Annotated in this window: 20 protein-coding genes; all 20 read right to left on the bottom strand. The window is 36.1% G+C overall.

The features are described from left to right. Window positions 1-62 precede the first annotated feature (62 nt). The gene (locus AQ616_RS13395) at window positions 63-269 is read right to left on the bottom strand and encodes a YlzJ-like family protein (RefSeq protein WP_017796725.1); all 207 of its coding nucleotides are present in this window, start codon (window positions 267-269) and stop codon (window positions 63-65) included. Next, on the bottom strand, window positions 266-1,000 hold the full coding sequence (locus tag AQ616_RS13390) for a ClpP family protease (RefSeq protein WP_017796724.1): 735 nt from the start codon (window positions 998-1,000) through the stop codon (window positions 266-268). The genes AQ616_RS13395 and AQ616_RS13390 overlap by 4 nt, the downstream gene beginning before the upstream one ends. 273 nt (window positions 1,001-1,273) lie before the next feature. Next, window positions 1,274-2,509 carry an aspartate kinase gene (dapG, locus tag AQ616_RS13385; protein WP_017796723.1) on the bottom strand — a complete coding sequence of 412 codons (1,236 nt, stop codon included), beginning with the start codon at window positions 2,507-2,509 and terminating at the stop codon, window positions 1,274-1,276. A gap of 62 nt (window positions 2,510-2,571) precedes the next feature. Then, the gene (gene asd / locus AQ616_RS13380) at window positions 2,572-3,624 is read right to left on the bottom strand and encodes an aspartate-semialdehyde dehydrogenase (RefSeq protein ID WP_069685975.1); all 1,053 of its coding nucleotides are present in this window, start codon (window positions 3,622-3,624) and stop codon (window positions 2,572-2,574) included. Between the two features lie 58 nt (window positions 3,625-3,682). Then, a complete protein-coding gene (gene dpaB, locus AQ616_RS13375) occupies window positions 3,683-4,273 on the bottom strand; it encodes a dipicolinate synthase subunit B (RefSeq protein ID WP_069685974.1) in 591 nt (196 codons plus the stop codon). Beyond that, window positions 4,270-5,154, bottom strand: coding sequence for a dipicolinic acid synthetase subunit A (gene dpaA, locus AQ616_RS13370; RefSeq protein WP_069685973.1), 885 nt, complete (start codon window positions 5,152-5,154; stop codon window positions 4,270-4,272). The genes dpaB and dpaA overlap by 4 nt, the downstream gene beginning before the upstream one ends. Before the next feature lie 143 nt (window positions 5,155-5,297). Further along, complete coding sequence (locus AQ616_RS13365; RefSeq protein ID WP_026133767.1) at window positions 5,298-5,543, bottom strand: YlmC/YmxH family sporulation protein; 246 nt, start codon at window positions 5,541-5,543, stop codon at window positions 5,298-5,300. A 208-nt stretch (window positions 5,544-5,751) separates the two neighbouring features. Further along, entirely contained in the window at window positions 5,752-6,972 is a 1,221-nt protein-coding gene (locus AQ616_RS13360; RefSeq protein WP_017796718.1) for a M16 family metallopeptidase, read from the bottom strand. Window positions 6,973-6,997: 25 nt separating this feature from the next. Further along, a complete protein-coding gene (locus AQ616_RS13355; RefSeq protein WP_069685972.1) occupies window positions 6,998-7,948 on the bottom strand; it encodes a polysaccharide deacetylase family protein in 951 nt (316 codons plus the stop codon). Window positions 7,949-8,107: 159 nt separating this feature from the next. After that, complete coding sequence (gene pnp, locus AQ616_RS13350; RefSeq protein ID WP_017796716.1) at window positions 8,108-10,222, bottom strand: polyribonucleotide nucleotidyltransferase; 2,115 nt, start codon at window positions 10,220-10,222, stop codon at window positions 8,108-8,110. 193 nt (window positions 10,223-10,415) lie between these two features. Further along, on the bottom strand, window positions 10,416-10,685 hold the full coding sequence (rpsO, locus tag AQ616_RS13345) for a 30S ribosomal protein S15 (protein WP_011066003.1): 270 nt from the start codon (window positions 10,683-10,685) through the stop codon (window positions 10,416-10,418). Between the two features lie 125 nt (window positions 10,686-10,810). Next, the gene (locus AQ616_RS13340; protein WP_017796715.1) at window positions 10,811-11,752 is read right to left on the bottom strand and encodes a bifunctional riboflavin kinase/FAD synthetase; all 942 of its coding nucleotides are present in this window, start codon (window positions 11,750-11,752) and stop codon (window positions 10,811-10,813) included. Between the two features lie 9 nt (window positions 11,753-11,761). Further along, on the bottom strand, window positions 11,762-12,673 hold the full coding sequence (truB, locus tag AQ616_RS13335) for a tRNA pseudouridine(55) synthase TruB (protein WP_017796714.1): 912 nt from the start codon (window positions 12,671-12,673) through the stop codon (window positions 11,762-11,764). A 91-nt stretch (window positions 12,674-12,764) separates the two neighbouring features. Further along, window positions 12,765-13,106, bottom strand: coding sequence for a 30S ribosome-binding factor RbfA (rbfA, locus tag AQ616_RS13330; RefSeq protein ID WP_017796713.1), 342 nt, complete (start codon window positions 13,104-13,106; stop codon window positions 12,765-12,767). A gap of 26 nt (window positions 13,107-13,132) precedes the next feature. Next, the gene (locus AQ616_RS13325) at window positions 13,133-13,411 is read right to left on the bottom strand and encodes a DUF503 domain-containing protein (RefSeq protein WP_017796712.1); all 279 of its coding nucleotides are present in this window, start codon (window positions 13,409-13,411) and stop codon (window positions 13,133-13,135) included. Beyond that, the gene (gene infB, locus AQ616_RS13320; RefSeq protein WP_017796711.1) at window positions 13,408-15,489 is read right to left on the bottom strand and encodes a translation initiation factor IF-2; all 2,082 of its coding nucleotides are present in this window, start codon (window positions 15,487-15,489) and stop codon (window positions 13,408-13,410) included. Before infB ends, AQ616_RS13325 begins: the two co-directional genes overlap by 4 nt. Before the next feature lie 16 nt (window positions 15,490-15,505). Then, the gene (locus AQ616_RS13315) at window positions 15,506-15,808 is read right to left on the bottom strand and encodes a YlxQ family RNA-binding protein (protein ID WP_017796710.1); all 303 of its coding nucleotides are present in this window, start codon (window positions 15,806-15,808) and stop codon (window positions 15,506-15,508) included. Further along, window positions 15,798-16,079, bottom strand: a complete 282-nt coding sequence (gene rnpM, locus AQ616_RS13310; protein WP_017796709.1) for an RNase P modulator RnpM — start codon at window positions 16,077-16,079, stop codon at window positions 15,798-15,800. Before rnpM ends, AQ616_RS13315 begins: the two co-directional genes overlap by 11 nt. Window positions 16,080-16,093: 14 nt before the next feature. After that, complete coding sequence (gene nusA, locus AQ616_RS13305) at window positions 16,094-17,188, bottom strand: transcription termination factor NusA (RefSeq protein ID WP_017796708.1); 1,095 nt, start codon at window positions 17,186-17,188, stop codon at window positions 16,094-16,096. Between the two features lie 20 nt (window positions 17,189-17,208). After that, a complete protein-coding gene (rimP, locus tag AQ616_RS13300; RefSeq protein ID WP_017796707.1) occupies window positions 17,209-17,679 on the bottom strand; it encodes a ribosome maturation factor RimP in 471 nt (156 codons plus the stop codon). Between the last annotated feature and the right edge of the window lie 101 nt (window positions 17,680-17,780).

Raw genomic sequence — 17,780 nt, 5'->3', positions numbered from 1 at the left:
CCACAAAAAACGGCAAGGGTTATTCTACTTCCATTATAGCATAGATTTGGGAAAAATCGGTATCAGCTAATAATTCTTCCAGGTAAAAAATCATCATTTAAGTAATCATTTGGATCTGTTGATAATAATTGATTAATTTGATAGTTGCCATTTTCTTGGCGTGTAGCATAAACGGTTTTTCCTTGATACACTACCGGTTCCACATTCTGATAGGAACTTGGATCAGCCGGGAATACATCATGATAACTTAGTGGCGTGTATAAAATCATGATTTATCTTCTCCTGCCTTTTGTTTTGGTCCAATTAACTCATTTAATTTTTCCATTGCTTCTTTAACGCCACCAACATCATTAATTAAACCAAACTCAACTGCATCTTTGCCAACTACATTTGTTCCAATGTCTCGTGTCAAATTTCCCTTCGCAAACATTAATTCCTTGAATTTGTCTTCTTTAATGTTCGAATGATTTACGACAAAGTCAATAACTCTTTCTTGCATTTTATCTAAGTATTCAAATGTCTGTGGTACACCAATTACTAGACCGGTTAAACGTATTGGGTGTATGGTCATTGTTGCTGTCGGTACGATAAAGGAGTGATCAGTAGCAACCGCTATAGGAACCCCAATAGAGTGCCCGCCACCAAGTACAATAGACACTGTTGGTTTAGATAAGGAAGAAATCATTTCAGCAAGTGCTAAACCGGCCTCTACATCCCCACCAACTGTATTTAACAATATAACAAGTCCCTCTATTTTAGGATTTTGTTCAATCGCAATTAATTGTGGTAACAGATGTTCATATTTTGTTGTTTTATTTTGAGGAGGAAGCTGCACATGTCCTTCTACCTGACCAATAATAGAAAGCACATGAATATTCGAATCCGGTGCTTGTGGAACATTTGATTGTCCAAGCTGTTGGATTTTTTCAACCAACGAAGACGAATTATTACCTTTTTCCTTTTCTGGTTTGTTATCATCATCATTCATTTGAAAACTCATACTAAAAATCCCCTTTCCTACTACTTATTCCTAGTATGAGCACAAACAAGTAAAACATACTTCATCTATTTCTAATTATTGATATTACGGTATTACATTCGATCAAAGTAGTGTTTAGGATGATTCAATTTTTTTCAAAGTTAAATTCGGTATATATCAATTCTTTCTTTTACATCATAGTTATTACTTTAAAATCGTCAATATTAAAAAAAGCTGAACGATCCAGATTATTTCTGCTTCTCGTCCAGCTGTTTTTTGCTTCGATTTATTCACTTAGCTTTCTTGTAGTTCTTCGGTAACACTAAGGTCAAATACATCATGCAATGCATTTACTGCAGTGACTAAATCATCATTATGCACTAATACCCAAATCGTGGTATGACTATCTGCAGACTGCAGAATTTGCACACCAGAATCGGTTAATGCCTGCACGATTTTAGATGCAACACCAGGAACGCCACTCATTCCTGCTCCTACTGCAGATACTTTGGCACACCCTTCCGTTACCTCTGGATGGAAACCTAACATTTCTAGTATCTCAATTGCTTTGGTTGTTAAATTTTCTGGAACTGTATAGACGACACCAGTCGGTGATATGTTAATAAAATCAACCGATATACCTGCTTCGGCCATCGCTTTAAATACTTCTGATTGGACACGATAAGCTGATTCTTTCGTCTGAACTTTAATTTGCGTTACTGGTGAAATATGTGCAATACCAGTAATCATCCGATCAGGTATATCCATTCCAAGCTCATGAACTCGAGATGAAGTAACTAATGTACCTAACTGTTCGGAATAGGTTGACCGGATTCGCATCGGAATTTTCCCTTGCATTGCAATTTCTACTGCACGTGGATGAATTACTTTTGCTCCTTGATAGGCCAAGTTACATATTTCTGTATACGTTACAACATCGAGTGGCCTGGCATTTTTTACAACACGTGGATCAGCAGTCATTATACCTTCCACATCCGTAAAAATTTCAATTCTTTCTGCAGCTAAAGCAACACCTAGAGCTGCAGCAGAAGTGTCACTACCTCCACGTCCGATAGTAGTTATTTCACCAGACTCACTTTGTCCCTGAAATCCAGCTACAACTACAACATCGTGTGTTTCCAATTCTTTTAAGATTCTAGAAGGATTCACTTCTTTTATTTTTGCTCGATTGAAATCTTCATTCGTAACAAAGCCTGCCTGCGCTCCAGTTAAAGCAACCGTAGAAATATGGTTTTTTTGAAGTTCATTCGATAAAACTACAGAAGAAATTACCTCTCCACAAGACATAAGTAAGTCAAGTTCACGTGGTGAATTTGTATTGGTTGGGAAGTCTACAAGTCCAAGTAAACTATCAGTCGCATAAGGATCTGGTTTTCTACCTAAAGCAGATACTACAACTACGAGTTTATATTCTTGCACTAATGCCTCACGAATATGACGAATGACATGCTCTCTATTTTCTGCGGATTGTACCGAAGTTCCTCCAAATTTTTGGACCATCACTTGCACTTTAAAACACCTCTATAAGTTATCCAAGTTTGATTATTGGATGATTGTATTTTTGTATTCGATTATTTTTTTAACCATTGATTCTTAATTAATGTTTGTGCAATTTGGACTGTATTCCAAGCTGCCCCTTTTAATAGATTATCAGATACTACCCAGAGATGGAATCCTTTATCTTCATCTAAATCTTTACGCACACGACCAACAAACACTTCTTCTTTTCCTTCAGCTGATAACGGAGTAGGATATATCTGACTGGTTGGATTATCCTCTAGGATAATTCCATCTGCGGATTCTAATAAATTCCAAATATCTTTTACTTGTACTCCGGCTTCATCTATTTCCACATACACACTCTCTGCATGAGAAGTAACAAAAGGAAGACGTACACATGTTGCTGCTACATGTAATGCATCATCATGTAAGATTTTCTTTGTTTCATTAATCATTTTCATTTCTTCAAATGTATATCCATTTTCTTGGAATACATCAATTTGTGGTAAAGCATTAAAAGCGATAGGGAAATGTTTTTCATCACCTTTTACAGGAAGTAAATTTGCTTCCAATGCTTCGCCATTAAGTTGTTGCTGTGATTGTGTCTTTAATTCATCAATTGCTTCATTTCCCGCACCAGAAACTGCCTGATAGGTAGAAACAATAATTTTATTTAAACCGTACTTTTCTTTGATAGGTTGTAATGCAGCTACCATTTGTATAGTAGAGCAGTTAGGATTTGCAATAATTCCTTGATGTTTTTTTAAGTCTTCCGGATTTACTTCTGGAACAACCAAAGGTACATCCTGATCCATACGGTAAGCACTAGTATTATCTACTACTACTGCACCTCTTTTTACTGCTTCTGGAGCAAGTCGCTTGGATACAGAACCACCAGCAGAAAATAGAGCAATATCTACCCCTTCAAAAGATTCGGGTGTAGCCTCTTCTACAATAATTTCTTTGCCATTTACGGTAACAGTAGAACCAGCTGAACGTTTTGACGAGAGTAATTTTAAATTGTTAATTGGGAATGATTTGTCTTGTAATAGTTCGATGATTTTTTGTCCTACCGCGCCTGTCGCGCCAACTACTGCCACGTTATACTTTGTTTCCTGTGTCATTAAAATGACTCCCTTCCACATTCTAATTCTGTTCTCTAGTAAACTATTCTAACATACTTTACTCTTGATAAGGTACAATTATCGGCTGAAGTTGTTTCCCTTGTAACGCTTCTTCTACTGTAGGGATTAGAAAATCTAATTTTGCAGATAGTGAGTTTGGTTTTTTAAAAGGATGATCTTGCCCAAACGGAATGAAATAGATATATTTGCTATTTAATAAAGTAGCTAGATTTACAGCATTTAGTCCTAATGCATCATTTGTTGTCATACCTAATACGACAGGTTGATTATTTCGTAATGTTGATTTCGCTGCCATTAATACACTGTTATCCGTATGAGCATGTGCAAATTTACTCATTGAGTTACCTGTTAGTGGAGCGACAACCATAACATCTAACGGACGATCAGGACCAAAAGGTTCTGCTTCTGGAATGGTACGAATGACGGGATGTCCTGTAATTTCCTCTAAACGCTCTATATGATCAGCTGCTTTTCCATGCTTCGTATCTGTATATTGAACGGTTTCTGTAGCAAAAGCAATCACTTCAGCATCCAGTGAGATAAGTTCCTCAATTTTAGGAAATATGTGTTCAAACGTATGATGAGAACCAGTTAACCCAAATCCAATTCGTTTACCATTAAGAGTCATGATTCGCTCCTCTCCTCATCTAATATCTGATTAACGACATCTGCCAAGATTTTCCCAGCTGTTCTTGGAGCAACAATTCCCGGAAGACTTCTCGCTAATATAGCATTAATACCTCTTTTTTTTGCATACGTAAAATCTGTACCTCCTGGTTTTGATGCTAAATCTATAATCACTGCATTGGTTGGTAAATGTTGTATAGATTCCTTCGTAACAACGAGTGCAGGGATTGTGTTAATCAAAATATCACACTCAGACGTATATTCTGCCATCTTGCTCAACGGAATTGCTTGTAAGCCCATTTCCGTAATACGCGCCAGATCCTTTATACTTCTAGCACATACAGACACGTGTGCACCTAAAGCAGAAAACTTATTTGCTACTGTATTTCCTACTCTTCCAAAACCAACCACCATCACCCGTGATGAATGAATCGTTTGATCTGTTTGTTCAAATGCCATCATAATTGCACCTTCTGCTGTTGGAATGGAATTATAAATGGCCACATCATCCCGTTCTAATAATGGAATTAGTTTTACTCCTGCATTTTTCGTTTGTTCTGTTAAATAGTCATTCGTTATTCCTGTGAACACAACACACGTTTTCTTCAACTGTTGAAACCAATTAGGTTCTAAATGAATCTCTTTATCAGTAAAGACCGTTTCGACTTTTCCATTCTGATCTATACCTGTAATCGGTAATATAACCACGTCTAAAGTCGAGGGATCTAGCTCATCTAATTCTAATTCATTTAAACCTGTAAAACCTTGTTCTAATTTATCAAATCCACATAAAAGAAGCTTATTATTTGGCACATTTTTTAATTGCTTAATAAGCTCTAAATATCTTGCATCTCCACCAATTACTGCTATTAATCGATTCATAAGGATTATAAACCTCCAAACTCCCAATTCCTTTATTCATTTTTCTTTATAGCTTATGTGTTTAGCGGCAGGGAGTGAATATTTCCAACGATTAATGCAAAGAAAAAGGCTATTGTCACTCTAATCGTGACAAATAGCCATATTTAAGAATCCATCAATTCCGTATCGATCATAATCATATCTTCACCAATTTTTCGTATGGATTTCCAGTTAATCTTTGTCTCTTCTCCTTCTTTAACAAGTCCAAACCATTTATAACTTGGGATAATAAAAGCCTCAATCTGTCCATTTTCTTCATTTATCTCTAGATCTGTTTGTCCTAAAACACCAAGACGTTTCCCTTCGCTTACATTAATTATTTCCTTATCGCTCATATCTCGAAATCGCACCAAAATATCACTCCTTTAATACTTACTATTAAATCAATTCTATGCAATATAAGAAGTAATCATGATAGCAGAAATTCTAAAACAAAGAACAAGTGGTTGGTAGAAAAGTGTTAACACAAAAGTTAAATACAAAACATTTATATTTAAACAAAAAAAGAACCCGCTCCTCAAAAAACGGAACGGATTTACTTTTGATTATTTATCTTGTCTAGTTGGCTTTAGGTGCGATTAAGGCACGAGCAGCTTTTTCTTTAAATACCTCATTAATTACTTGTTGAATCGTATCATGACTCACTGCATCAATTTCTTGTATCATTTCATCTAGAGTACGATGTCTTTTTAATAACAATTCATTTCTACCATTTCGAGACATGCGGCTATTAGTGCTTTCAAGACTTAGCATTAAGCCACCTTTTAATTGCTCTTTACTATTCCTTAGTTCTTTATCTGTTAAGCCATTTTGAATTAATGTATTCACCGTCAATTGAATCGTATCTTCAAGGACCGATAATTGTTCTTTACCTGTTCCACCGTAAATCGTTAGTAATCCACTATCAATAAATGTGGAATGATAAGAAAATACTGCATAAGCGAGACCTTGTTTTTCACGTACATCTTGAAATAATCTCGAGCTCATACTACCACCTAATACATTATTCATAATTGTTAAACTATACAATAACGGATGACCTTGCTCTAATCCTTGATAACCAAGACATAGATGCGCCTGTTCTGTATCTTTATGACGATCAATCGACTCAGCTAAAAATGTAGGTTTAATTATTTCAACTAAATTTGATTTACCGGTGTAGCTACCAAATGAAGAATCAATCGTCTTCATAAATGAAGCGTCTACATTTCCAGCTACTGAAATAACTACACGTTCCGGAGAATATGCATGTTCAATATAGTCTTTCAATTGAGCTGAATCAAAAGAAAGTAATTGATCCTCTGTACCTAATATTGGGTAACCTAATGGATGTGTCCCATATGATGCTTTTGCTAATAAGTCATGTACAATATCATCTGGTGTATCTTCATACATTTTTATTTCTTCTAATACTACTTTTTTCTCTCTTTCCATCTCTTCTGGATCAAAAGTAGAGTTAAAGAACATATCAGCTAATATTTCCAAGGCATATTCTTTATGTGTGTCTAACACTTTCGCGTAAAAGCATGTATACTCTTTGGAAGTAAATGCATTTATTTGACCACCAATAGAATCAAACTCTTCTGCAATATCTTGTGCGGATCTTGTAGCAGTCCCTTTAAAAAACATATGCTCTAAAAAATGAGAGATTCCATTGTTTTGATTGGATTCATTTCTAGATCCTGTTAATATCCAAATACCAATGGTTACTGAACGCACTGCTGGAATTTGTTCATGTACAATTCGTAAACCGTTATTGCATGTATGTCTTTCTATCACAAAATTTCCTCCTAAAATCCTCAGGTTATCTATCTTCACTTAATAATGCTTCAATCGTACCAATTTTATATCCTTTTTCTTTAATGATCGTTATCATCTCTTCTAAACCTCGTGTACTAGAAGCTGTAGGATGCATCAATACGGTTGCCCCAGGATGAATTTTTTCTCTTATTCTATTGACCATCACAGATACAGACGGATTCTTCCAATCAATAGTATCTACCGTCCAAAGGATGGTTTCCATATTTAAATCTGCAGCAGTCTGTACAACAGTATCACTAAAGCTACCACTTGGTGGAGCAAACCATTTAGGAGTCTCACCAGTGATCGCATTTAAAATTTGATTCGTTTGATTAATTTGATTATAAGCTTCCTCCTCGGAAAGTGTTGCCATATCGGGATGATTGTATGCATGATTGCCAATTAAATGTCCCTGCTCATCAATCATTTGTACAATCTCCGAATTTTCTTTTGCCCATTTACCTTCAATAAAAAAAGTGGCCTTTACTTCATGTTTCTTTAGCACTTGTAGTATTTCAGGAATATACTCTTCTCCCCAAGAAACATTAATTAAAAAAGCAGTCATTTGTTTTTCAGGATGACCTCGATAAATAGGAGAAGCAGGCAAATCATCCAAAGACACTTCAGGTGGAATTTCATCAAATACAAATAAATCATCGTTAAAACGATTTTCATCATCTTTCATTTTCTCATAGGATGCGTTCACATCCACTTGTCTACCATTTCTACCCGGTGTTTTCTTCCACACATTATCTATATAGGCATTCTGCGGCTCTTCCTTATATTCTTTACTTTTTTGTTCTATTTCCATATAAAGTTCATCAGTGGAAGAAGTCGGTACTTCCATCGATACCTCTAAAGGATTTAACTGAAATGGATTATAGTTAAGATCGATTACAGTAAAGACTAAAATAATAAAAACAAATAAATTTACAAATTTTTGATAGCGCCTCATACAAACCCCTCCCCTTACATGTCTATGCAAAAGGAGGACAAGTATGTACTACCTATGATATGTATTTTTTTGCCTTTCATATGTAAAAACAAGACGCATGCAAAAAAGAAACTGAAAATAAATTGGTTCAGCTTCTTTTTATCGCCTTTTAATGATTAATTACGCCTGTTCTTTTGCTTTCTTCTCATCTTGAATAACTGCTTTTCTAGATAAATTCACACGACCTTGACGATCAATTTCTTTTACTTTAACCATAATTTGATCACCTATGGAAACAACATCTTCCACTTTGTTCGTGCGTTCTTCTGCAAGCTCTGAAATGTGAACGAGACCATCTTTCCCTTTAAACAATTCTACGAAAGCTCCAAACTTCTCGATTCGTTTTACTTTACCAAGATAGATCTGTCCTACTTCCACTTCACGTATAAGATCTTCAATAATTTGTTTCGCTTTTTTGTTCATTTCGTTGTCTGTTGAGGAAATAAAGATACTTCCATCTTGTTCAATGTCAATTTTCACACCAGTTTCATCAATAATTTGATTGATTTGTTTTCCACTTGGTCCAATAACATCACGAATCTTATCTGGATCAATTGCCATTGTTAAGATTTTCGGTGCAAACTCAGATAGTTCTTCTTTCGGTTTTTTAATTGTCGCTAACATCGATTCTAGTATTTGCATACGACCTTTTTTAGCTTGAGAAAGTGCTTCTTCTAGAATATCTCGAGATAGCCCGTCAATCTTAATATCCATTTGTAAAGCAGTTACCCCTTTAGCGGTTCCAGCTACTTTAAAGTCCATATCTCCTAGTGCATCTTCCATACCTTGTATATCTGTAAGAATCGTATAATCATCACCTGATTTAACAAGTCCCATAGCAATACCTGCAACCGGCGCTTTAATTGGCACTCCAGCATCCATCATTGCTAATGTACTAGCACAAATACTTGCTTGTGATGTAGAACCATTAGATTCTAAAACTTCTGATACAAGTCGAATTGTGTATGGGAACTCCTTGTCATCCGGAATTACTTTTTCTAAAGCACGTTCCCCAAGTGCTCCATGACCAATCTCACGACGACCTGGCCCACGGATTGGACCTGTTTCGCCTACACTATACTGCGGGAAATTGTAATGATGCATAAATCTTTTTGACTCTTCTAAGTCTAAACCGTCTAAAATTTGCACATCACCAAGTGCGCCTAGTGTACACACACTAAGTGCCTGTGTTTGTCCACGAGTAAATAGTCCAGAACCATGTGTACGTGGCAATACGTGGATTCTGGAAGATAACGGTCGAATTTCATCCACTTTTCGTCCATCAGGTCTAATTTTTTCTTTCGTGATTAACCGACGAACTTCTTCTTTTACCATACTATCTAGAATTGATTTTACTTGTTTGATTACATCTTCTTCGACTTCTTGTTCTTCATAATGAGCAACAATTTCTTCTTTTGCCTGTTTAATCGCTTCATCACGCGCATGTTTTTCCTGTACCTGTATTGCAGTTACAATCTTATCTTTTGCTTCTGAATGAACATTTTTAACTAGCTCTTCTTCAGACTCAGATAATATAACTTTAAATTTTTCTTTTCCACATGCCTTGACAACTTCTTCTTGGAAAGCAACTAAGCGCTTAATTTCTTCGTGGCCAAACATAATTGCTTCTAACATAATATCTTCTGGAACTTCATTTGCTCCTGCTTCTACCATGTTAATCGCATCTTTTGTACCAGCGACAGTTAATTCAATATCACTTTTTGCTTCTTGCTCAATTGTTGGGTTTATAATAAATTCCCCGTCTACTCGTCCAACATTCACACCAGCGATTGGTTGTTCAAATGGAATATCAGACACGCCAAGCGCAATTGAAGAGCCAATCATAGCGGCAATTTCTGATGGGCAGTCTTGATCTACACTCATTACCGTACTAATTACTTGCACTTCATTTCGAAAACCGTCTGGGAACAATGGACGGATAGGTCGGTCTATTAAACGAGATGAAAGGATCGCTTTTTCACTTGGACGTCCTTCTCGCTTTATAAATCCTCCTGGTATTTTACCAACTGCATATAGTCGTTCTTCGTAGTTTACTGTTAGTGGGAAGAAAGGAAGGTCCTTTGGTTCACTGGAAGCAGTTGCTACGGATAAGACAGATGTATCGCCATAATGAATCATACAAGCACCATTTGCTTGCTTTGCTAATTCTCCAACTTCCACGGTAAATTTCTTCCCGGAAATTTCTGTGGAGAATAGTTGTTTTTCTTCTGCCATTATTTCTATTTCTCCTTTCATGCTACGACAATATATCTGTAGCAGTTCTATATTCAAATGCATTTCGGTGTTACATCAAAAACATTCTCTTTTTATAGCATAAACTATCCATAAATAGGAATCAATCCAGAATCATATGTAACAACAATTATAGGTAATAGAAAAAGCAGGATTGCTCCTGCTTTTTTTAACATTATCGACGTAAGCCAAGTTTTTTTATTAATTCACGGTAACGAGTAACGTCTTTGTTACGTAGGTACGTTAATAGATTACGACGTTTACCAACCATCTTTAAAAGACCGCGACGAGAATGATGATCTTTTTTATGAACTCGTAAATGTTCATTTAAAGAAGTGATTTCTTCCGTTAGTACAGCGATTTGTACTTCTGGAGAACCAGTATCGGTTTCGTGAACCTTGTACTCGCTAATAATTTCATTCTTACGTTCCTGTGTAATTGCCATATGGCACACCTCCTAAAAATTCTTGATCCCCAGTCCCCTAGCATACGTCGGAGTTACGTGATGCCAAGCGACGGTTGTACGAATATAAGCATACAGCTTATGACGAAAAAAATCAAGTAAGATAATTATTCTTTTGTTAAATAGGATCGAATTTCCTGTTCATCCTGTTTCATTCGATCGATTAATGCTTCAACTGTATCAAATTTTTCTTCGGGGCGAACATAATCCAGCCATTCAATGATTAATTCTTCTCCATATAAATCATTAGAGTAATCAAAAATATATACCTCGACAGATACGTCCTGCCTGTCCTCAGTAAAAGTTGGGTTAGTACCAATATTCGCCATGCCTTCATAACGTTGGTTTTTTATCCACGCATATACAGCATAAATACCCTGGCGTGGTAAAAGTGAATCATTTGGAACATCAATGTTTGCTGTAGGATAACCAAGTTCCCTTCCACGTTGTGCCCCTTTAATTACCATGCCAGTTGATTGATACGGTCTATTTAATAATTGGTGTACTTTTTCTACATTACCCTCTTTTAATTCTTGCCGGATCCGTGTTGAACTTACTTTCTCTTCATCTAGAGATACCTGGTCTACCTTCTGCCAAGTAAATTTTTCGTTGGAGTAATCTGAAATATTATTCATATTTCCTTTCCCTTTATAACCAAATGAATAGTCAAAACCCGCAACTAGATGTTTTATATGTAATCCAACGATAAAGTGATCAATAAATTCTTGTGGACTTAGTTTGGACAACTGTTCATTGAAAGTAATAATATAAAGACGATCTACACCAAGCTCCTGTAAAACTTCCTGTTTTTCTTTCAACGTAGTTATATATTGAACCTGTTTCGTATCTTTCTTTAATACTACGGAAGGATGTGGATGGAATGTAATCACTGCACTATCCATCGCTTTTTTTTCGGCTTCTCGTACTGCGGTTGTAATTACTTTTTGATGACCTTGATGAATACCATCAAAAAATCCAATTGCACTTACGGTTTCTGGTAATTCTTCTATATGCAAGCTATGTGGATATGTTAATTCTATTGTCCTCAACTTCTTCACCTACACTTTTTTATCTTCAATTGCAAATACACGTACTGGTTTTATCTGATCTTCATTTGTTGGATGCGATTGATAAATAGCCAGTACATTTCCTCTATGGACAAATACAAACGGATCTGTGTGCTCGTGATGATTTCTCTGTAATGAAAGTTTCTGGCCATTTAAAATTCTTTTTTTCATATCTTCATTTACTTCAATCTGATCCAAATGTTGCAAACCGTTTATAATTGGAACTAATAATCTTTCTTCGGATTGATTGGAAACAGCCTCTTCTATCATATCAAAAGTTATCGTATTTTTCTCAGAAAATGTCCCAGTATTTGTGCGAACAAGTAAAGACATATGTGCTGGATACCCCAACGCTTTTCCTATATCTACACATAACGTACGTATATAAGTACCTTTAGAGCAAACGATACGAATGTCAAACGAATGATTTTTCTCATTAACACTGGTAAGCGTTAATTCAAATATTTCAATTTCTCTCACAGGCCTTTCCACTGTTTCATTTGCTCTTGCATATTCATATAATTTTTTTCCGTTTACCTTTACAGCGGAGTAAATTGGCGGGATTTGCTTCGTTCTTCCTAGAAAAGTTTGAAGTACTTCGTGTAATTTCTCTATAGTAGGAAAATCAGATACTTCCTTTGTTTCTACTATTTTTCCTGTCGCATCCTCTGTCTCGGTTGAACTTCCAAGTTGTACCGTAGCTTCATATACCTTTTTCGTATCTGTCAAAAACGGAACAATTTTTGTAGCTTGTCCAATACATATAGGTAATACCCCCTCAACTTCTGGATCCAATGTTCCAGTATGTCCAACCTTTTTAGTCTTAAAATATCGACGACAACGTATCACACAATCATGTGACGTTAGTCCTTTTGGTTTCCATAACGGAAGAATACCATTCATCTTAAAGTCTCCCTTCTTCTTCATTACTAATATGGATTTTTCCACGTATAAAAAATCTGACCCAACGCTGATGGCTGGATCAGATTCTGATTTACTTATTTAAGTCTCTAAGAATTGTTTCAATGCGATTCCCTTGTTCTAATGCTTCATCAAATTCAAATGTTAATTCTGGTGTCTTTCTTAAACGAATTCGATTACCAATCTCAGAACGAATAAATCCTTTTGCTTTTGAAAGACCTAATAGTGTATCTTGTTTCTTCTTCTCATCTCCAAGAACAGAAATATACACTTTTGCCTGTTGAAGGTCACCAGTAACCTCCACATCAGTTACGGTTACAAATCCAACACGTGGATCTTTTATCTTTCTAGAGAGAATTTCACCAAGTTCTTTTTTCATTTGCTCTGCGACCCGATGAGCTCTTAATTCTGCCATATCTATCACCTCTGTACGTCTGTGGTTTATAATCTTTCCACATTTGTAATTGTTCTCTCTAACTCTGAAAACGAATCAATTTGACCAATCGCATGTTGAATGATTTTCTCGGCATGCACATAGTCAGTAGAAATCGATACGATACCAAACTTGGTACGCTGCCATAAATCATGAAAATCTAATTCTGTAACAGATACATTGGACGTCTGACGAAGTTTAGATATTACCTTCTTAATAATAGAACGTTTATCTTTTAAGGAATGACCATCATATAGCATACATTCTATTTCTGCATAGACAATCATTTACGTTCAATTTCTTCCATAACGAATGCTTCGATAATATCTCCTTCTTTAATATCATTGAAATTAGAGATTGTAATACCACATTCGTAGTTTGTTTGAACTTCTTTCACATCGTCTTTAAATCGTTTAAGAGCTTGAAGTTCTCCTTCATATAATACAACTCCGTCACGAATTAATCGAACGCCAGCATCTCTTGTAATTTTCCCATCTGTTACATAACTTCCAGCAATCGTACCGATTCGTGAAACTTTAAAAGTTTCACGTACTTCTGCTTGACCGATTACTTTTTCTTCATACTCAGGATCAAGTAATCCTTTCATTGCAGATTCAATTTCTTCTATCGCATTGTAGATAACACGATGAAGGCGCAGATCTACTTTTTCTGATTCCGCTGCGTTTTTCGCGTTTACATCCGGACGAACATTAAATCCAATAACAATCGCTTTAGATGCCGAAGCAAGAATAATATCTGATTCTGTAATAGCACCTACACCTGTATGAATGATCTTAACGTTTACGCCTTCTACTTCAATTTTTTGTAAAGATGCAGCAAGTGCTTCAACAGATCCTTGAACATCTGCTTTTACAATAATATTTAATTCTTTCATTTCACCTTGCTTAATTTGTTCAAATAAATCATCTAAGCTAACGGTAGATTGGGAGCCACGATTCGCGTCAATTTGTTTTTGTTCACGTGCTTCACCGATTTGACGAGCTTTCTTCTCATCTTTAAAGACAAGGAACTGATCTCCTGCTTGTGGTACACCATGTAGACCAGTGATTTCTACTGGTGTAGATGGTCCAACTTCTGTTACACGATTTCCAATGTCATTCACCATTGCACGTACTTTACCATAAGTATTCCCTACGACTAATGGATCTCCAACACGCAGGGTACCATTTTGAACAAGTAACGTCGCAACAGAACCTCTACCTTTATCGAGTTGAGCATCAATAACACTTCCAAACGCTTTTGCATTCGGATTTGCTTTTAATTCTTCTACTTCTGAAACAAGAAGAATCATTTCCAATAAGTCATCGATACCTTCATTTTTAATCGCAGAAAGATTAACAAAAATTGTGTTACCGCCCCAATCTTCAGGAATTAGTTCATGCTCTGTTAGTTCCTGCATAACACGGTCAGGATTTGCTCCTTCTTTATCCATTTTATTAACTGCAACAATAATTGGAACTTCAGCCGCTTTAGCATGGTTAATTGCTTCTACAGTCTGAGGCATCACACCATCATCTGCAGCAACAACTAAGATAGCAATATCAGTAATTTGTGCGCCACGAGATCGCATACTAGTAAACGCAGCGTGTCCAGGTGTATCTAAGAAAGTAATCTTCTTACCATCATTTTCCACTTGATACGCACCAATGTGCTGGGTGATTCCACCTGCTTCACCTGCTGTAACTTTTGTATGACGAATGGAATCTAACAATGTCGTTTTCCCATGGTCTACGTGCCCCATTATTGTTACAACAGCGGGACGTTCTTGCTTATCTTCTTCAGCATCTTCTTCAATATATTTGTCTAAATCTGTATCTTCTAGTATGATTTCTTTTTCAACTTCTACACCATACTCACCACAAATTAATTCAATAGCATCATCATCGATGTCTTGATTTTTTGTAGCCATTACACCAAGGAACATTAGCTTTTTAATAAGCTCAGCAGATTCTTTGTTAAGCTTATCAGCTAAATCTTGTACAGTTAGTGTACCATGATAAGTTATTTTCCCTGGAGTTTCTGCTGGTTTAGCAGCTGGTCTCTCTTGCTGTTGATTTTTCTTTGGTCCTTTTTGTTTCTTGTTTTTATTCAGTTTGGATTGATTCTTTTGTTTGTGCTGATTTGGTTTCTGCTTATTCTGTTGTTGTTTTTTAGGTTGATGTTGTTCTTTGTCAGCTTTCTCTGGTTTTGCCTTAAATTTATTATCTAGCTTTTTGACAACTTCATCAGAAATTGCTGACATATGATTCGTAACTTCAACATCTTCTGTTTTTAAGAAGTTAATTACTTCTTTACTTGCTATATTATTTTGTTTTGCATATTCATATATACGTATTTTACTCATACGTTCACCCCCGAATTTATTCCCCAATTAGAGATATGAGCTTTTTTGCAAAGCCTGCATCTAAAATAGCGACAGCTACTCTATGGGTCTTTCCGATTGAATGTGAAATAGTATCACGATCATCAACAAATCGAAACGGAATTTTATAATAATTACATTTATCCGTTATCTTTTTTTTCGTTTGTGGTCCAATATCACTTGCTAACAAGACCAATTTTGCACGGTTAGAACGAACTTCTTTTAAGATTGTCTCTTCACCAAAAGCACATTTACGTGCACGTACTGCAAGCCCAAGAATATTTAGGTAATTAGGATTCATGATACGTGCCTTCTATTACTTGTAACAAATCTTCGTAAAGAGATTCATCAATCTCTGTATTAAAAGTTCGATTCAATACATTTGTTTGTTTTGCCTGGTCAATTACTTCTTTATCTTTGGAAAGATACGCTCCTCTACCATTTTTCTTACCTGATGGATCGACGAATACTTCCCCTTCCTTATTTCGAACGACACGTATTAATTCTTTCTTCGGTCTCATTTCATTGGTGACTATACATTTACGCTCTGGAACCTTTTTCTTCTTAACCAATGACATTTACCTCCTTATTCAAACAAGTCATTTTCATTGTCAGAATAGGATTCACCTTCATCGAGTAATCCTTCTTCTCTTGCTTCGGATTCACTTTTAATATCTATTTTCCACCCTGTCAATTTAGCTGCCAATCTGGCATTTTGGCCTCTCTTACCAATTGCTAGGGATAACTGGTAATCTGGAACGACCACCGTCGTTGATTTTTCTTCCTCGTTCACGGACACCTTAACTACTTTTGATGGACTCAATGCATTAGATACATATACTACTGGATCTTCTGACCATTGAACAATGTCTATCTTTTCACCTTTTAGTTCAGTTACAATTGCCTGAACTCGTTGTCCACGCTGTCCAACGCAAGAACCAACTGGATCTATTTCCGGATCAGATGCATACACAGAAATTTTAGAGCGATCTCCTGCTTCACGAGCTACTGACTTTATTTCTACAGTTCCATCATAAATTTCTGGAACTTCCATTTCGAATAGTCGTTTTAATAGACCAGGATGGGATCTAGAAATAAAGATTTGTGGACCTTTACTTGTATTTTCTACTTTCGTAACAAACACTTTCAAACGGTCATGCACATGATATTCCTCTGTAGGCATCTGCTCAGATTCAGCTAGTTTTGCTTCAATCTTACCTAAATTAACATATACAAAGCGTGGATCTTTTCGTTGAATTATACCCGTCATGACATCTTCTTCACGATCAACATACTCAGAGAAAATCACACCTCTTTCTGCTTCTCGAACTCGTTGAGTCACAACTTGTTTTGCAGCTTGTGCAGCGATACGGCCAAAATCTTTTGGTGTTACCTCTACCTCGATAACATCATCCACTTCATAGTTTGGGTCAATTTTTTTTGCTTCATCTAAAGAAATTTCTTGTTGTACATCTTCTAATTCGTCTACTACTGTTTTACGTGCATAAACTGCCATTTTTCCGGTTTCTTCATTCAACTCTACTCTTACATTGGAAGCAGATTTGAAGTTTTTCTTGTACGCTGAGATTAAGGCTGCTTCTAAGGCCTCCATTAAGATATCCTTATCAATTCCCTTTTCTTTTGCTAAATTCTCAATCGCATCAAATAACTGCATGCTCACTTTTACTTTTCCCCCTTTTATTAAAACGTAACAGCAATTCTTGCTTTGGCAATTTTGTTATAAGGTATCTCTACTTGCTTCTTACGCGTTTTCACTTTATATTCCATTGTTACAATTTCTCCATCAAAGGATTGTAATGTACCTTCATACTCTTTACTTCCATCAATAGGCTCATATAATTTCACAAAGATATTTTTCCCTATACTGGAGTCAAAGTCTTCTTTATGCTTGAGTGGACGTTCTACTCCTGGAGAAGACACTTCTAAGAAATATGCTTCTGTAATTGGATCTGACTCATCAAGCTTCTCACTTAGAAGTTCTGAAACTTCTCCGCATTCCATGATGTCAATACCGCCTTCTTTATCTATATATACACGTAGAAACCAATTTTTGCCTTCTTTTACATATTCAATGTCTACTAATTCTAGATTCTTTTCTTCTAAAATTGGAGTAACCAACTCTTCCGTTAAAGAAACCACATGAGAACTCATACTCTCATCCTCCTTAAATTCCGACTTAAATTAAATTCATTCAATATAAAACCCCTGCCAGATGTATCGGCTAGGGGGAAGCTAAACTCTTCATGGAAATG

The organism is Oceanobacillus sp. E9 (assembly GCF_001741975.1).
Lineage (GTDB): Bacteria > Bacillota > Bacilli > Bacillales > Amphibacillaceae > Oceanobacillus > Oceanobacillus kimchii.
This window is presented reverse-complemented; position numbering and strand designations above follow the sequence as displayed.